Annotated in this window: 13 protein-coding genes; 7 read left to right on the top strand and 6 right to left on the bottom strand. The window is 48.2% G+C overall.

Annotation, left to right across the window (positions count from 1 at the left end; translation table 11 throughout):
* Positions 1–152: 152 nt before the first annotated feature.
* The 4 genes from ACFI32_RS14415 to ACFI32_RS14400 all read left to right on the top strand — a co-directional run bounded on the left by ACFI32_RS14415 (position 153) and on the right by ACFI32_RS14400 (position 4,745).
* Complete coding sequence (locus ACFI32_RS14415; RefSeq protein ID WP_462627314.1) at positions 153–830, top strand: type 1 glutamine amidotransferase domain-containing protein; 678 nt, start codon at positions 153–155, stop codon at positions 828–830.
* Positions 831–834: 4 nt separating this feature from the next.
* Positions 835–1,470, top strand: coding sequence for a glutathione S-transferase family protein (locus ACFI32_RS14410; RefSeq protein WP_462627313.1), 636 nt, complete (start codon positions 835–837; stop codon positions 1,468–1,470).
* A 264-nt stretch (positions 1,471–1,734) separates the two neighbouring features.
* Positions 1,735–3,426: an efflux MFS transporter permease gene (locus ACFI32_RS14405; RefSeq protein WP_462627312.1), complete on the top strand. Its 1,692-nt coding sequence runs from the start codon at positions 1,735–1,737 to the stop codon at positions 3,424–3,426.
* Between the two features lie 59 nt (positions 3,427–3,485).
* Positions 3,486–4,745, top strand: coding sequence for an HlyD family secretion protein (locus tag ACFI32_RS14400; RefSeq protein ID WP_462627311.1), 1,260 nt, complete (start codon positions 3,486–3,488; stop codon positions 4,743–4,745).
* A gap of 140 nt (positions 4,746–4,885) precedes the next feature.
* Here the strand turns inward: ACFI32_RS14400 and pdxH are convergent, their stop codons facing one another.
* From pdxH to cysS, 5 genes are all read right to left on the bottom strand, one after another.
* Complete coding sequence (gene pdxH, locus ACFI32_RS14395; RefSeq protein ID WP_462627317.1) at positions 4,886–5,551, bottom strand: pyridoxamine 5'-phosphate oxidase; 666 nt, start codon at positions 5,549–5,551, stop codon at positions 4,886–4,888.
* 56 nt (positions 5,552–5,607) lie between these two features.
* Complete coding sequence (gene glmM / locus ACFI32_RS14390) at positions 5,608–6,972, bottom strand: phosphoglucosamine mutase (RefSeq protein ID WP_462627310.1); 1,365 nt, start codon at positions 6,970–6,972, stop codon at positions 5,608–5,610.
* Positions 6,973–7,169: 197 nt separating this feature from the next.
* Positions 7,170–8,642: an IMP dehydrogenase gene (guaB, locus tag ACFI32_RS14385; protein ID WP_462627309.1), complete on the bottom strand. Its 1,473-nt coding sequence runs from the start codon at positions 8,640–8,642 to the stop codon at positions 7,170–7,172.
* Positions 8,643–8,868: 226 nt separating this feature from the next.
* Positions 8,869–10,884, bottom strand: a complete 2,016-nt coding sequence (locus tag ACFI32_RS14380; protein WP_462627308.1) for a mechanosensitive ion channel family protein — start codon at positions 10,882–10,884, stop codon at positions 8,869–8,871.
* A 120-nt stretch (positions 10,885–11,004) separates the two neighbouring features.
* Positions 11,005–12,465: a cysteine--tRNA ligase gene (gene cysS, locus ACFI32_RS14375; RefSeq protein ID WP_462627307.1), complete on the bottom strand. Its 1,461-nt coding sequence runs from the start codon at positions 12,463–12,465 to the stop codon at positions 11,005–11,007.
* A 251-nt stretch (positions 12,466–12,716) separates the two neighbouring features.
* Between cysS and ACFI32_RS14370 the strand changes: the two genes are divergently transcribed.
* Complete coding sequence (locus ACFI32_RS14370) at positions 12,717–13,322, top strand: cob(I)yrinic acid a,c-diamide adenosyltransferase (protein ID WP_462627306.1); 606 nt, start codon at positions 12,717–12,719, stop codon at positions 13,320–13,322.
* 97 nt (positions 13,323–13,419) lie between these two features.
* Here the strand turns inward: ACFI32_RS14370 and ACFI32_RS14365 are convergent, their stop codons facing one another.
* Complete coding sequence (locus ACFI32_RS14365; protein WP_462627305.1) at positions 13,420–14,337, bottom strand: hypothetical protein; 918 nt, start codon at positions 14,335–14,337, stop codon at positions 13,420–13,422.
* Positions 14,338–14,677: 340 nt separating this feature from the next.
* Between ACFI32_RS14365 and ACFI32_RS14360 the strand changes: the two genes are divergently transcribed.
* Together ACFI32_RS14360 and ACFI32_RS14355 are read left to right on the top strand one after the other, a co-directional pair.
* Positions 14,678–15,469, top strand: a complete 792-nt coding sequence (locus tag ACFI32_RS14360; RefSeq protein ID WP_462627304.1) for a glycerophosphodiester phosphodiesterase — start codon at positions 14,678–14,680, stop codon at positions 15,467–15,469.
* A 562-nt stretch (positions 15,470–16,031) separates the two neighbouring features.
* The gene (locus tag ACFI32_RS14355; RefSeq protein WP_462627315.1) at positions 16,032–17,210 is read left to right on the top strand and encodes an acyl-CoA desaturase; all 1,179 of its coding nucleotides are present in this window, start codon (positions 16,032–16,034) and stop codon (positions 17,208–17,210) included.
* Positions 17,211–17,216: the final 6 nt, after the last annotated feature.

The following is a 17,216-nucleotide window of genomic DNA, read 5'->3' as shown; positions in this document are numbered from 1 at the left end:
ATAAACAGTAACACTTTTTATATGGTGATTATGGGCAAAATCTCGCATGGTTAAGAAGCATTTTGCTCAGTCATCACTTGAGAAAAGAAACACAAAAACAGACGAACATTTGGCTCAATACAAACAACACTTCATAGAAACTAAGGATAATGATGAATATTTTAATGGTACTGACCTCGCATAACGAGCTTGGCGACACGGGCAAAAAAACAGGGTTTTGGCTAGAAGAGTTTGCCGCGCCTTATTATACCTTTCTTGATGCAGGCGCGACCCTCACCCTTGCCTCACCGGCTGGTGGTCAACCACCCCTTGACCCAAACAGCAATACTGAAGATGCGCAGACCCCGTTTACCAAACGCTTTAAAGACGATGAAGCCGCCCAAGTACGTCTGGCCGATACCAAAAAATTGGCCGATGTGGCGGCTGAAGACTTTGACGCTGTCTTTTATCCTGGTGGTCATGGCCCATTATGGGATCTTGCGGTCAGCGACCAATCAATCGGCTTGATCGAAAACTTCGTTAAACAAGACAAACCCGTTGCCTTCGTTTGCCACTCACCTGCCGCGCTTAAAAATGTCAAAATAGACGGCGAGTATTTGGTGAATGGTAAAAAAGTCACTGGCTTTAGCAACAGCGAAGAAGACGGCGTTGGCCTATCAGACGTGGTGCCTTTCTTGCTAGAAACCGCGCTCAAAGAAAATGGCGGTAACTATGTCAAAGGCAATGACTGGGAAGCCTTTGTGGTAGAAGATGGCCTGCTCATCACAGGACAAAATCCTGCCTCATCAGAAGCCACCGCAGAACATTTACTCGCACGACTTAAGGGCTAATATTGTGATTCGACTTCATCATCTTAATCAATCGCGCTCACTGCGTATCTTGTGGCTACTCGAAGAACTCGGGCAATCTTACGAGGTCATCAGCTATCAGCGTGACAGCAAGACCCATTTGGCACCAAACAGCCTCAAACAAATACATCCACTGGGCAAATCGCCAGTCATTGAGATCGACGGTCAAATCATTGCTGAATCAGGCGCGATCACTGAGGTTTTGATTGATCGCTTTGCGCCAGATCGTCTGCGCCCTGCTGCTGATAGTAGCGACTATGCCGAGTACTTACAGTGGATTCATTTTGCTGAAAGCTCACTAATGCTACCGCTCTTGCTCCAGTTGTTTACCAAAAAAGCAGGTGCCGAGGACAATGACTTTCTTGCAGGATATATTGCCGCCGAAAAGCATAAACTGCTCAGTTATCTCAACGACATGGTGGCCGATAAGGCTTACATCGTAGGCAACAAGCTCAGCGGTGCTGACTTCATGCTGTCCTTTGATGTCATCATGCTGGCCAAGCAAAATGTGCTGGAGAATTACCCAAATATCAAACAATATGCGCTACATCTGGCTTCATTAGACAGTTATCAACGTACCATGCGCCTTGAAGCCAACTACGATGAAAACCGTAGCAGCTGAGTCATTTGAGACTGCTTTTTAAAATGATATATCTGATATCATGATTGACAATACCCAGCAAAAATTGTGATACCATAGCGCACGATAAAGTAGTTCAAGTCCACCTTGAGCTGCTTTTTGTGGTTTAAGACGCCGCATCCACATGCCAGCGTCTTATTGGTGCCCATTTGCTTACGCCTGTATGTCTCCGGTCACCTATCCCGTCTGTATCTGCAGTGCCTGCACTGTTTATTATCCTCCGCCTCTGTAAGTTGTTGTTCAGCCATGAGTACCGAATACCAGTTCAAGCCGCACGAGCAACCATTTATGGTGGGCTCACCTGCCAACCCTGACCATCCTGTATACCGCAAAGTGCTGTACCTATTGATTGGTCTGGTCATCGGCTTGACCGCAGGTTTTCAAAACGGTTTATTGGTCGCCAACCTACCTCAAATTCAAGGCGCACTTGGCTTGACGCCTATGGAAGGTGGCTGGATATCGGTCGCGTACAACATGACCAATGCCTGTATCACCGTGCTACTGTACAAAATCCGTCAGCAGTTTGGTATGGCATTGTTTAGCAAAATCACTTTATTTTTTTTGCTGTTTGCCACCAGCCTGCAGTGGCTGGTCAGCAGCGACTTTGCCGATACATCTATCGGTCTGTGGTTTGACCCTTATCATCTGGAAGTACTGACCCGAGCGCTCAGCGGTATGGTGGCCAGCGCCATGACCATCTTGGCTGTTTTTTATTGCTTGCAAGCCATGCCAACCGCCAAGCGTATTAATGGCTTTTTGCTGGGCTTTGGTGTGGTGCAGTTTGGTATTCCATTATCTCGTATCATCTCGCCTTATTTGGCAGCTGATGGTCAGCTAGAGCCACTGTTTTTGTTGGAGCTTGGCCTCGCGCTGATATGCTTTGGCCTCATCAATTTGCTTGAGTTGCCGCCCGGCAATACGCAAAAGGTTTTTGAAAAACTCGATATTTTAAGTTTCTCATTCTTTGCGGTGGGACTTGCCGCCTTATCGGTATTTTTGGTGCAAGGGCGTATCTTGTGGTGGAGCACACCGTGGCTGATCTATCCCTTGATGATCGCGCCTGTATTTATTTTTATCGCCTTGTGGATTGAGACGCATCGCAACAGCCCCATGCTACAAGTGCGCTGGATGCGCAGCCGCAATATCATCGCTTTTATGGTCACAGGGGCCACCATGCGCATTTTGCTGTCAGAGCAAAACGTTGGCGCGGCAGGCCTATTGGCAAATTTGGGCTACGGCAATGATCAGATGATTACCTTTTATACCATTGTCTTTGCTGCTAGTGTGCTGGCACTGGGGATCAGCTTTTGGCGTACCAACGCGCTGGAGCTGCGGCGTCCAGTGATTTTTGCAGTGGCGCTGATTGCGCTGGGCGCGTGGCTGGATACGGGCGTTTCTGTCAACTCAGCACCGTATATGTTTTATGGCAGTCAGTTTTTGATTGCCTTTGCCGCCATTTATTTTATGGGGCCACTGGTATTTGAGGGTATGTTCCGCGCGATTGCCAACGGCCCTGCTTATATCATTAGCTTTTCCGTGATTTTTAGTATCTCTCAAACCATTGGTGGTCTGGCGGGGGCGGCGGCCATTCAAGCCTTTACCACCATTCGCACTCAGCTGCACTATAGCGATATGGTCAACACGCTTAACTTTGGTGACCCTGCCCTTGCAGGCAAAGTGGCGACTACCAGCGGTGCGCTCTCGACGCAAACCACAGACGCAGCGCAAGCCCAGACCACTGCGATGACAAGCATATTGCAAGGTATCCAGCGTCAAGCAACTGTGGCCGCTTATGATGATTTGTTTTTTATTCTCGCTGTATTGGCGACCATCACGACGATCGTCTTACTAATGAACTATCTGTACTATCGATATCATAATCGCAACCCACTGGCCAAAGAGCTGGCCGCTATTGCTAAAATGCGTGAACAAAAATAAGCGTGCCATGTCAGGCCGCATAGGCATTATCATATTTTTTAATTTTTTAGGAGCACGTCATGAGCCAAGACAAAACAACTGACCCCAATCAATCCGCTCAGACGTCAGACCAGCTCGAATCGATGGATTCTGAACATCGCACTGGTAGCGCCAAACGTGAGGCAGATAATGATACAGTCAGTGATGCGGCAGGCGACAATACAGCAGCGCGCGAGCCTGAAGAAGCTGACGACACGCCCATGCCGCCAAAAGAGCCGATTCCCTCTTCCTCTGGCTGGTCACCTAAAAAAAAATCCGCTGCAAACCTCACCCTATTTGTGGTGATGATCATTGTTGGCCTGCTGGTGATCCTCTATGCGTGGAAGCTGCCACCCTTTACCTCAGCGGTGCAGCAAACCAATAACGCCTTTATCAAAGGCAAGACCACCATCATCAGCCCGCAAGTATCTGGTTACGTTGACCGTGTTGCTGTCCAAGATTTTGACAACGTCAAAGCAGATGATTTGCTGGTTAAAATCGATGACCGTACTTTTCAGCAGCAACTTGAGCAAGCTGAGGCCAATATCGATGTGGCACAGACCAACCGCGCCAGTAACCTCCAAGACACCGAGTCCAGCCAAGCGCAAATTGAGGCACGCCAAGCAGATGTATACAGTGCACAAGTAAGTGTCAATAGCGCGCTTGAAGATGTCAAACGCTATGAAGGCCTTGATGCCATCGGTGCCGTATCCAAAGCGGAGGTTGCCCATACCAACGCGCAGCTGGCAAAAGCCAGAGCCAGCGTGCAGCAAGCTGAGGCCAACCTGCAAGCGGCGCGCGAGGCCAGCAAAAAAACCAGCGGCAGCCGCGCCTCCTTAGACGCCAATATCAAAAGTGCAAAAGCAGGGGCCACACAAGCCCAAATCAACCTCGACAATACCGTCATCAGAGCGCCTGAAGCTGGGCAGCTCAGTCAAGTGAGTGTCAAAGTCGGACAATACGTCAATGCAGGCACGCAGCTGATGTATATCGTACCCAAAGGCGTGTGGGTAATTGCCAACTTTAAAGAGACGCAAGTGGCAAGCATGGCCGTTGGTGAGCCTGCCACCATTCGCGTGGACGCACTGGGCGGCACACAGTTTCATGGTCATGTCAGCAGCATCTCACCTGCAACTGGTAGCGAGTTTAGTGCGGGCGCCGCCAACCCCGCCACTGGCAACTATATCAAAATCACCCAGCGTATCCCTGTGCGTATTGATCTCGACGCCGATCAGCCCAAACTTGAGCAGCTGCGTCCCGGTATGTCTGTCTCTGCCGATGTTGACACTGATGGTCCTTAAATATAGCCACCCGCTATAAGCACAAAAAAAGCCGCCACAACGACCATATCTGCATGGTCATTATGACGGCTTTTTTATTAAAGCGTGTTTCTAGTTAGGCGACGTTGATATCAACGTCAGCCTATTGATGTTCTCGATACTTACGGTAATAAGCGCTGGATCTGCCAGTCACCTATTGTATCATCGGCGCTATCCCCACTGCTGCGCGTATACACAATACGATCATGCATGCGATTGGCACGGCCTTGCCAAAACTCAATCTCTTCAATCTTAATCTCATAGCCACCCCAAAACTCTGGCGTGGGTACGGTTGACTCCTCAGGATATTGAGCCTTTAGCTGCTCAAAGCGCGCCTCCATCTTGTCACGATTGGCGATGGCGCCACTTTGCGGCTGACTGACCCACGCCCCTACTTGACTGTCATGCGGACGTTTTTGAAAATAAGCGGCAGACTTTTTGGCATCGATCTTGGCAATATGACCACTGATACGGATTTGACGCTCAAGCGTGTGCCAAAAAAACAATACTTCAGCATTGGGGTTTTCGGCGATGTCTTGTCCTTTCGCGCTTTCATAATTGGTATAAAACACCACGCCGGTATCAGTAATCTCACGCATCAGCACAATACGCACACTTGGCTTGTTATCCGCACCGCAAGTAGCCAAACTCATGGCATAAGGCTCTGGGACTTGCTGCTCGGTGGCCTCATCAATCCAGCTTTTAAGCAGGGTAAGCGGCGTTTCGGGAACTGACTGCTGATCAAGAATGCCCTTTTCATACGACAAGCGTTGATCGGTAAAATCCATACTCATAATCATTCCTCATGGTTTTGCATATTATGTTGTCACATCACAACGAAGAGTTACCCCAAAACTGCTTTGATTTTATTGGCCAAGTCATTTGCCATAACATCGCATTCAATTTCGTCATCAGACTCAACCATGACGCGAATCATGGGTTCTGTACCCGATTTACGGATCAGTAAACGTCCGCGACCTGCTAGCGTCTCTTCTGCTTGATCAAAAACTGCGACCAGCTCATCATTGTCGTACGGATCTTGCATTTGGTTGAGGCGCACATTGACCAGTTTTTGCGGCAATACTTCAAAGCCTTCAGTCAACTCACTTAACGATTTGTTTTGCGCCTGCATCACCGCGAGCACCTGTAAACCAGCGATGATGGCATCGCCAGTACGGCTTTTGTCTAAGCACAAGATATGGCCTGATGGCTCACCGCCCAATATCCAGCCATTACTCTCAAGCAATTGCATCACATAACGGTCACCGACTTTGGCACGGACAAAGTCGATACCCTCTGCCTGTAGTGCCAGCTCAAGCCCCATATTACTCATCAATGTGCCAACCACGCCAGTGGCAGGTACTTGTCCTTTGGTCGCCAGTACATACAAAATGCCATCACCATCAACCAAATTACCGACATTATCTACCATCACGATGCGGTCGCCATCGCCATCTAAAGCAATACCGACGTCAGCTTCATGTGCCAATACCGCCTTTTGCAAGCCTTCAGGGTGCGTTGAACCGCACTCGGCATTAATATTCACACCATCAGGGGTATGGTTAATGGCAATTACGGTTGCGCCCAGTTCGCGTAGCACACGCGGTGCGACGCTATAACCTGCGCCATTGGCACAGTCAACCACCACGGTTAAGTGACCCAAGTCATACTGGTAAGGGAAGCTGCCTTTACAAAACTCGATATAGCGGCCTTTCGAGTCCACAATACGATGGTTTTTACCCAAACTTGCAGGATCAATGATGGGCATTAGTACCTCATCACCTTCTGGATTCATGATGGCATCAAGCTTGTCGTTGATGGCTTCTTGCATCTCATCCGTCAGTTTTTTGCCATCCGCAGAAAAGAACTTGATGCCATTATCATAATACGGATTGTGCGACGCCGAAATCACCACGCCGGCATCAGCATGAAAGCTACGGGTCAAATGAGCAATCGCAGGGGTTGGCAAGGGCCCGAGCATATGGACATCAACGCCTGCCGCATTAAAGCCTGCCTGCAGCGCCGCCTCAATCACATAACCTGACAATCGCGTGTCTTTGCCGATCACCACGCTTGGTTTACGCGTTTTACTGTCATTATTTTCTATGAGTACGCGTCCCGTCACATAGCCCAACTTTAAAATAAAATCAGGGGTGATGGGCAGTTGACCAAACTTGCCGCGAATACCATCTGTACCAAAGTAGCTCATAGTAAATATTCCTTCTTATAAAATTAAAAAACAGTAAAGTACCGAAACCAGTAATCGCTACCAGTCTCTTATCATCATTATCTTGTGGTTTTATGATAGCCTATTTTGCAAAAAAAAAGCCAACAATGAACACGCATTGTTGACTTTTTAAATAACTAACCATTCATTGTCCGCTCCAGTACCATCATCACTGGTGATTAACCGACGCGGTAGTTTGGCGCTTCTTTGGTGATCTGTACATCATGGACATGTGACTCTTTCATGCCCGCTGAAGTCACTTTGATGAACTGCGGCTTGCTGCGCATCTCTTCAATGGTCGCGCAGCCGGTGTAACCCATTGATGAGCGCAAACCACCCACCAATTGGTTCACAATACCTGCGACTGGGCCTTTATAAGGAACGCGGCCTTCAATACCTTCTGGTACCAGTTTTTCAACACCATCTTTGGCATCTTGGAAATAGCGATCTGACGAGCCATTTTGGCCTGACATCGCGCCCAAGCTACCCATACCACGGTAGGCTTTGTAATAGCGTCCTTGGAACAACTCAACCTCACCTGGCGCTTCTTCTGTACCTGCCATGAGTGAGCCGACCATGATGCAAGACGCGCCTGCCGCAATGGCTTTGGCCATATCACCTGAGAAGCGAATACCGCCATCAGCGATCAATGGGATACTGTCTTGTAGCGCACTTGCCACGCTATCGATGGCTGAGATTTGGGGCACACCGATACCAGCGATGATACGCGTGGTACAGATTGAGCCAGGACCGATACCAACTTTTACCGCATCCGCGCCTGCATCACGCAAAGCTTTGGCAGCATCGCCAGTGGCAATGTTACCGCCGATAACTTGGATGTGCGGGAAGTTCTTTTTGACCCAAGCGACTTTTTCGATAACGCCTTTTGAATGGCCATGCGCGGTGTCTACAACGATCACGTCAACGTCAGCACCGACCAAAGCTTCAACGCGTGCTTGCGTGTCTGCACCTGTACCAACCGCTGCGCCCACACGTAAGCGGCCTTTTGCATCTTTACAGGCATTTGGGTTGTTTTCTGCCTTGGCAAAGTCGTTGACTGTGATCAAGCCGCGCAAGCGGAAATCATCATCAATCACGATGACTTTTTCGATGCGATGCTCATGAAGCAGGCTCTTGATGTTTTCGTTGCTCTCGCCTTCTTGCACGGTGACCAACTGATCTTTGGGGGTCATGATGTTGCTGACAGGCTGAGACAAGTTGGTCTCAAAACGCCAGTCGCGGTGCGTGACGATACCGACCACTTTATCCGTGCCCTTTTCAACCACAGGCACCCCTGAGATGTTGTTGTTTTTGGTCAGCTTGATCAGCTCACCAATGGTCATTTCAGGATGTACGGTGATGGGGTCCACTACTGTACCCGCTTCAAACTTTTTCACGCGGCGTACTTGGCGCGCTTGCTGACTGATGTCCATATTTTTGTGCAAAATACCCAAACCGCCCAACTGTGCCATAGTGATGGCCATTTCAGACTCAGTCACGGTGTCCATCGCCGCAGAGACAAGCGGTAAATTTAGCGTGATGTCCTTGGTCAGGCGTGTCGATAGATCGGCAGTTTTTGGCAGCACTTCAGAATAAGCTGGCAACAATAAAACATCATCAAACGTGAAAGCTTCATCAACAATTCGCAACATACATACCCCTAGCGGTGGTTATTTTGATGGGTAGGAACTCAGTGCGCAGCGTATTTTTGTGGCGACCATAGGGTTATAAATAATGGTACGCTGCTATACGATGACCCACTCAGTTATCCTGTAAAAATAACGCCACATTATAACAAATAAGCACCTATCTGACATACTATATTTGTCAGATTATTTTACGCTTCTCTATCACATTCTTATCTGCTTCGTCCTACCCTTATCTTTCAGGTGTTAACGTAATTCGCTCTGTTGGCAAATAGGGCTTTTGCGCTTGATGGAGGTAGCCAAGCATCTGTTCACGCACGTCGCAAGCCAGTGTCCAAGCTTCCATAGGGCCGCTTGAGGATACTGAGCCACGTAGCTCGATGGTACTTTCGGTCACATTGACCACATACACAGCAGGTTCAGTTTTTTCGTCCCACAGCTCATTGTCCTTAGTCACCGAGACAAACTTTTCGCGGATGGCATCGATATCTGCACCATAATCCACATACAAGAACACAGGACAGGTCTGGTGCGATTCGGTGTGTGACCAGTTTTCGACCACCTCGGTACTAAAGTTGCGCATCGGCACGATAAGACGGCGCTCATCCCACGTTTTTAGTACCGCATAGGTATAACGCAAGTCCTCAATGGTGCTAAAATTACCATCCAATATCACACTATCACCAATACGTACTGGCTGGGTAATGGCCACTTGCACCCCTGCGATGATGTTACCCAAAATAGGCTGAGCGGCAATACCAATAACCGCACCAGCAATTCCTGCTGAAGTGAGCAGTGTTTTACCCAACCCTTCGATATTGGTAAATTCACTCATACCAATCCAAATGCTGCCCAAAATCATCACAAAAATAAAGACGCGGCGAAATATCGACACATAGGTACGTCGGCGGCGCGATTTATCAAAGTGCTCTTCACCCAAATTCTCAATTTGCAAGTCTTGATAGCGATTGGCAAAAAAGTTAATCACTCGAACACCAAGCCACATGGCACTCAGCACCAGCGCAATCCAAACGATCGGACGAATAGAAGAAGCGACCGAATCAATATAGGGCAAACCGCCCGATACCAAGGTAAATACCATTGAAAAACTGATGGTAAAAGTCAACGGTACGGTAAACTTGCTGACCAAATCGGTCACGCTATTACGTCCCCGCGCATGTATGGGGCTGCTTTCATCCATCACATACCAGTTAATCAACTTGGCCGTGCCTCGGCTAAGTAGCCAACCTATGCACATGGTCAGAGAAAAAAACAGCAGCAGCGCCAAAAACTCCCAAACGGCAATCCCGAATATGCGCATCTCCATCCATGTGGGCAGGTAACGCTCAAACTGCGCAGGATGATATTGCTCATAAAGGTTGTCGATATTGCCTACCGTTTGCGCCGAAAATACCCATACTGGCGTGTTGTCTTCTACTCGTACACGCTCTAGATAAATGGGTACGCGACGTTCGCGGTAGTCAATATAGCCCAGCTGTATAGAACGCCTAGGGATGCCCATGACACTACTGCTGCTGCCGATAGGGGGCTCAATCAGTCCATCAGGGCGATCCGGTAAATCATCAAACAGATATAAATCTTTTTTGCTCAATAAAAAATCAAGACGCTTGGTCAAATCCAGTGCACGCGCACGTTGCTGACTATCCTCGATTAAATTCATATTGAGTGCGTAAGCGGCCAAATCAAATTTTTGCTGCATGATCGAAGATTGAAAAAACTCCAAGGTAGCAAGCGGGGTCGATAAGTTTGGCGGTGCCTCAAGTGGTGGCAACCCAGCATTGAGCTTGGTCACTGGGTAATAACTGGCGTTATACTCCCCTGTCAGTCCTGTGTAGCCTTGTAGCTGGCCCGCTTGCTCGGCCACACGATTATTGACTGGGCTAAATATCTCTTTTTTAATCTCCTCAGTGCTAAAACCCTTGGCTTTTAGCACTTCTATTTGTTGTTCTGCATAATCAAGCAGATCAGCTGGCTTATCTTGGCTGGCTAGTGGTGCGGCAGGCGATGCACTGTCTTGTTTTTCTGTCTCTGACTGCTCGGTACGTGCTTGCGCCGTTTGTTGGTTTTCAGCCGAATAAGCGATATCAACAAACGCAAACAATAACATCAAGCAGTAGACGAACCCACAAAGCAACCGCGTGGGGTGATAACGGCTAGAAGCGTTTGCGGTACTCATACCCGTGCTGACGGAATGATGACGGTTATGAAAAAAAGAAGCACTTGGCATAAGACAATATTCTTGAGGTAATGATAGCGTTAAGCTAAAACACTTAGCAAAAAAAAGCCAGCGTGTGCTGACTTAATTTGTTAGCTTACGTATGTAATGTAACCAGCAATAACGATCTGGCTATGCGCGGCGCCATGTCGTACCACTGCGGCTGTCTTCAAGCTCAATACCTGCCTCTTTTAACTGCTCACGTATCTCATCTGCACGCGCAAAGTTTTTGTTGGCCTTAGCATCAGCGCGCTCAATGATCAAATCATCAATGGCACCATCGCTTAAACCATCAGTTTGCTCTTCGCCAATCACTGCCTGCAAAAACTGCTGTGCAGGCTGCTGTAAGATATTCAGCGCTTCGGCTAAGGCTTTGAGCGATTTGGCGGCTTGCCATGCGCCATCAATATCTTCTGCTTTAATGGCCTTATTGACTTCACGCGCCAGCCCAAACAACACACTGGTCGCCGCGGCACTATTAAAGTCATCATTCATAGCCGCAATGAACTCTTGACCTGCGCTGCTGGCATAAGCATCATCTAAGGCTTGCGCGCAGACAACCAATGACTCACCTTTTTGCTGCTCAGCGATCTTGAGGGCATGATATAGTCTGCTTAGGCTATTATGAGCTTCAGTCAGTGCGCTGTCAGAGAAGTTGACTTGGCTGCGATAATGACTGGACAACAAGAAAAAACGCACCGTTTCTGGTAGATACTTTGCCATCACGTCACGAATGGTAAAGAAGTTGCCAAGCGATTTAGACATTTTTTCGCCATCGACATTGATAAAGCCAACGTGCATCCAATTGCGTGCGTATTCACAGCCAGTTGCCGCTTCAGACTGGGCAATTTCGTTTTCATGATGCGGAAACTGCAAGTCGTGACCGCCGCCATGAATATCAAAGGTACTCCCCAAGCACTTTGTCGACATGGCCGAGCACTCAATATGCCAGCCAGGACGACCCTGACCCCATGGTGATGCCCACTGCGGCTCGTCAGGCTTAGCCGCTTTCCACAGCACAAAGTCAAAGGGATTGCGTTTGTCATTATCAACGTCAACACGCGAGCCTGCCTGCATTTCATCCAAATTGCGCTTTGAGAGCTTGCCATAATCGTCGAAGCTATCAACCGCATAGTAGACATCGCCATTGTCAGCAGGATAAGCATGCTGGGTATCAACCAACTTGCCAATCATCGTTTGCATCTCATCGATATGATCAGTCGCACGCGGCTCAGCATTGGGCAATTGGCAACCAAGGGCAGCGGCATCTTCGTGCATGGCATCAATAAAGCGCTGCGTTAACGTGGTAATATCCTCACCATTTTCGGCCGCACGCGTGATGATCTTGTCATCAATATCAGTGATGTTACGCACATAATTGACCTCATAGCCCAGCTGGGTCATCCAGCGTACCGCCATATCAAAGGCAACCATCACACGCGCATGCCCAATGTGACAATAGTCATAGACGGTCATACCACACACATACAGCCCCACTTGCCCCGCGTTGAGTGGCTCAAACTGGCGTTTCATACCAGTCAGTGAATCATAAATGGCAAGCTGCGACATAGCGGCGGCAAGAGGTGTGGTCATAACAAAATAGCCTTAAAAAATTGAATAATAGCCATGATTAAAATGCAAATAAAATGCAGTTGATCATGACAAAAAATAATGACCATGCCAGATCATTCACCCAAGCGCCAAGTATTGGCGACAGAAGATAATGATCTGTGCATCGTCATCCATCCATTATCTTAGCGAAAATGTGCAGAAAATACTACAATGCTTGCTCAAGAGAGTAAACACCAACCACAAATTCAATTTTATAACAATAAGGATATACCGTGGGCAACCGTTTGAGCAAAATATACACCCGTACTGGTGATGATGGCAGCACAGGCATGGCGGATGGCAGCCGTCTCAGTAAAGCAAATGTCATCTTTAGTGTGATGGGTGACATCGATGAGCTGAACTCACATATCGGGCTGGTGCGTGCGCACTACGGACATGAGGCCATGACGCACATCAGCACCCAAGCCAGCCGCCAATTTGCCCAAGACTTGACCATGATTCAGCACTTGCTATTTAATATAGGCGGAGAGCTGGCCATGCCTGAATATGAAGGCGTGAGCAACGTCCATATTGAATGGCTTGAGCAACACATTGATGCGATGAATACCGTATTGCCGCCACTGAAAGATTTTATTTTGCCCACAGGCTCAGTATTGGTCAGCCAGCTGCACGTGGCGCGTAGTGTCTGCCGCCGCGCTGAGCGACAAGCCATTGCCCTACAAGCCGAGCAGCCACAAGCCATTCACTGTACGGCCATCAGCTTTATCAACCGTTTGTCTGACTGGTTGTTTGTCGCCGCACGCTTTTGTACCGATCCCAAACGGGTCTCGGAAGTGCTGTGGAACAATCAAGCGCTGCAGCAATTTAGCGACCAATAGTCTGACCAGTAGTCATATCGTCAGTCTATCTACACGATAACGCCCACAGCTTAAACAAGCAGTGGGCGCTGGCACGGTCAGTCAGTAACCATACAGCTTAATAAGTGGCGTTCTCATCTTCGATGATGACCATGTCAATACTGTCATCAGTCGGTACAGATGCCGATGGTTTTGGAGTGGCTGTATTGGTATTTGTCTGGCTGTTACTATTTTGATTACTGCCTTGATTGATGCTTGGCACTTGGATAGGCTCTATTGGCTCAACAGGCTGTACAGCGGTTGGCTCACGCAGGCCTGCATCCTCCTGCTCGGCGGCGCGACGTTCTGCTTGCTCTTGCGCCTGACGCTCAGCGCGCTGACTGTCTACTTCAGACTTGAGCACAGAGCTTGCCATCACATCAGCAACTGCCGTCATCAGTACAGGGCGACCTGCGATACGGATTTGCACTTGCCCACCTTGCATACCGACCACATACGTAAATGCATCATCTGTCAGCATATTGTTATTGATGCGAATGTTATTTTTCGTCAAGCGTGAAGATAGGCTTGGCTCATTATTTGCCGCTCTTACCAAGCTGGCTTGATATAAGTCTTCACTGGGTAGGGTCATGCTGACACTGGCTTGGCAGGTGGTCACACCAGTGGCATTGGCCTGCTGCAATATTGCAGCATTTTGCACATCAATCAACACCCCATTCACCTTGCTGCTGACCGTGCCGTTATCCAAACTGACCTCAGCATCATTGGCATAACTTGCCGCAATGGTCTGCGCTTGCTGGCTGAGTGTATTTTTGAGCGTGCGTTGTAAGCGGTCTTGCACCATAGGGTCATTACAGTTGATGGCAGCTGCGACGGCATCGTCTTCCTCTACCACAACCACCTCTTGCTCAACCACTTCAGCGTTATCACTATCAGCATCATCTGAGCGGCTACATCCTGCTACAGCCAGTCCACATACCACACCAATGCCTGCAACCTGCTGCCATGTCATCCATTTACTGTTTACTGCGCTCATACTGATTTGCTCCCAAATTACTGATGCTTACCACTACTGTTGTCAGCATATAATGGCCGCCATGCCCATGTTAGGCTCACGTTCTGTAAAATTCCGCCATTATACGAGGTTTACCAAAGTTGGTCATCAGCGCTGACCAACAGCATACAAATAAAACCCTTCCATTTGCCCAAAAGGTATCTTTGGTTGCAAAAACATAACAAACTATAAAAGGGTTATGGCCGCTTACGACACAAACTGCCGCTACACTACAGATGATTATAATAGACAGTAAGACGCTACCATTGAGCCGCTTCACGCTTTTAGCAACAACTTTGATCACAACCTTGGCAGTCAGGTCATGATAAATCTTGAAAACACACGCTTACTGGGCCATCGCGGTGCCAGACAAGAGGTGCTCGAAAACAGCTGGTTTGGATTTGTTCATGCCCAGCGCTTGCAAGCACGCGGACTTTCTGGGGTTGAATTTGATGTGCAGTTGACCGCCGACGGGCATTTGATCGTTTTTCATGACGACACACTCCAGCGTCTATGTGGCCTACAGTCACGGGTCGATCAGCTCAGCCTTGCTGAAATCCAGCGGCATCTGCAATCGGGACAAAAAATCATCACCTTAGATGCGCTAACGCAGCACATGCCCGCCGTCAAGCCTAGCTTATCGAGTGCAGCGCTATCGACTAAAGCAAGCCGCAACACTCATACCCTGACGCAATTTAGCCATATTGAGCTGGAAATCAAAACCCACAATCGTACTGATCACGCCAAGTTAATCCGTGCTTTGAATCATTACTTACTCGGCAGTCCTCTGGCAAACCTGCCTATCGTATTGACCAGTTTTGATAGGCAGCTTCTCGCTCAGCTCCAGCGCAGTACGGTACTGCAACATATCCCGCGGGGATTATTGGTACGTGAACCCAAACTGATCGCCAAAGCGCCTAACACTGCCCTACAATTGGGCTGTATCCAGCTTGGTATTCATTACCCCCTACTCAGTCAGTCTCTGATTCGCGATTGTCATCGTCATGGTTTGCCCGTCAGCGCTTGGACCGTCAACGATATAGCAGCCGTAGAACAATTGGTACAATGGCAGGTTGATGTCATCATCACCGATATTCCCACCCAGCTCTTATAACCATCAGCAAAAATCCGTGACCACAAGCAACAACTCGCGATAGCTTAGCCTACATCAGCCATGTATTTGTTTTTACAGCCATCATCAATAGGCTGTAACAACCATCATAAACATATGATTGTTTAGGATTAAATGAGCCTATATGGTTTAACAAGAAACCCCCATCATTTACATTTTCCTTTAAAACCTGATAGACAGTAGGGAATTAGAGACAATATATTCAATAATCCCTACAAGTTATTGTTATTTAGTAATATTTTTATAGTGTATAACCGTTCACTTTCTGTCGTTTTTAGGGTAATATAGGGGCTGAAACTAATACCGTTAGGGATATTATATGATTGCAAAAAAAGCAATAGGCTTACCGCTCAAAGGCTTACGTTTCGCTGTCAAGTCTGGTGACATGCTTTTACAGACGGCCAGCACTCAAATGACCCGTTTTAGAACGTGGTTCGAGGACACGACGGCAAATGCGATGTCTGAGCAGCCTACCGCTATCAGCGGTTATATCAGCAATGCATCTCCTGATAGCCAAGACGTCTCTATGGACGAGACGGTTGATATTCGTGAGCTTGAGTTCAAAAAAGCGCCCATCAACTGGATTCCTGCGGCTATCTTGGTGACGACGCCGCTTGCTGCTGCGATCATTACGCCATGGTACTTGAGCACGCATAAAGTTGGCGCACCTGTCTGGGGAGCGTTTGGCTTCTTCATGGTATGGACAGGTATCAGTATCACTGCAGGCTACCATCGTTTGATGTCGCATCGCGCCTATAAAGCGCATCCTATCGTCAAAAACTTTTTACTGCTCGGCTCAACGCTTGCGGTTCAAGGTTCAGCATTTGACTGGTGCTCAGGGCACCGTAGCCATCATCGCCATGTTGATGACGTGATGGACGACCCTTACTCAGCAAAACGCGGCTTTTTCTTCAGCCATATTGGCTGGATGTTACGCAACTACCCAAGTGGTAAGTTTGATTATAAAAACATCCCTGACTTGACCAAAGACAAAGTGCTCCAAATCCAGCACAAATACTATGGTTTATGGGTACTGGCTACCAATGTCGGGCTGGTTGCCGCTCTGGGCTGGTTGCTTGGTGATGTTTGGGGCACGCTGGTGTTGGTAGGCCTACTGCGCTTAGTATTGACCCACCACTTTACGTTCTTTATCAACTCACTGTGCCACATGTTTGGTACGCGCCCTTATACCGACACCAACACGGCACGTGATAACTTTTTCTTGGCCATCTTCACTTGGGGTGAGGGTTACCACAACTTCCATCACTTTTTCCAATACGACTATCGTAATGGCGTTAAATGGTGGCAGTATGACCCAACCAAATGGTTGATTGCTGGTCTGTCAAAAGTGGGTCTGACCTCAGACTTACGCACTATTGATGACACCACCATCAAACATGCAGAAGTACAAATGCAGTTTAAAAACGCACAGAAAAAAATCGACACTGTTACTGCAAGCGGCTTAGATCTCCCGCATGCCATGCAAAACTTCCAAGACCGTGTCAAGTTTGAGTACGAAGCGTTTACCCAAACGGTAGAAGAATGGCAAGCGCTAAAAGCCAAAACCATTGAGCTGAAAAAGACAGAATTTGCAGATCGTTTGCATGAAGTCGATGAAAAGCTCAAGCACGAATATACCAAAATTGAGCAAAAAATCTTTGAGCATAATGACAACTTAAAGACAGCGTTTCGCTCTATTGGCCACAGCAACAAAGCCGCTTAAGCCATA

The organism is Psychrobacter sp. PSi21 (assembly GCF_054960615.1).
This window is presented reverse-complemented; position numbering and strand designations above follow the sequence as displayed.

What these genes read in the sequence shown, in the direction of transcription:
- ACFI32_RS14415 (WP_462627314.1), top strand. Translation starts at nt 153, where the DNA reads ATGAATATTTTAATGGTACTGACCTCGCATAACGAGCTTGGCGACACG.
- ACFI32_RS14405 (WP_462627312.1), top strand. Translation starts at nt 1,735, where the DNA reads ATGAGTACCGAATACCAGTTCAAGCCGCACGAGCAACCATTTATGGTG.
- ACFI32_RS14400 (WP_462627311.1), top strand. Translation starts at nt 3,486, where the DNA reads ATGAGCCAAGACAAAACAACTGACCCCAATCAATCCGCTCAGACGTCA.
- pdxH (WP_462627317.1), bottom strand. Translation starts at nt 5,551, where the DNA reads ATGGATTTTACCGATCAACGCTTGTCGTATGAAAAGGGCATTCTTGAT.
- glmM (WP_462627310.1), bottom strand. Translation starts at nt 6,972, where the DNA reads ATGAGCTACTTTGGTACAGATGGTATTCGCGGCAAGTTTGGTCAACTG.
- guaB (WP_462627309.1), bottom strand. Translation starts at nt 8,642, where the DNA reads ATGTTGCGAATTGTTGATGAAGCTTTCACGTTTGATGATGTTTTATTG.
- ACFI32_RS14380 (WP_462627308.1), bottom strand. Translation starts at nt 10,884, where the DNA reads ATGCCAAGTGCTTCTTTTTTTCATAACCGTCATCATTCCGTCAGCACG.
- cysS (WP_462627307.1), bottom strand. Translation starts at nt 12,465, where the DNA reads ATGACCACACCTCTTGCCGCCGCTATGTCGCAGCTTGCCATTTATGAT.
- ACFI32_RS14365 (WP_462627305.1), bottom strand. Translation starts at nt 14,337, where the DNA reads ATGAGCGCAGTAAACAGTAAATGGATGACATGGCAGCAGGTTGCAGGC.
- ACFI32_RS14360 (WP_462627304.1), top strand. Translation starts at nt 14,678, where the DNA reads ATGATAAATCTTGAAAACACACGCTTACTGGGCCATCGCGGTGCCAGA.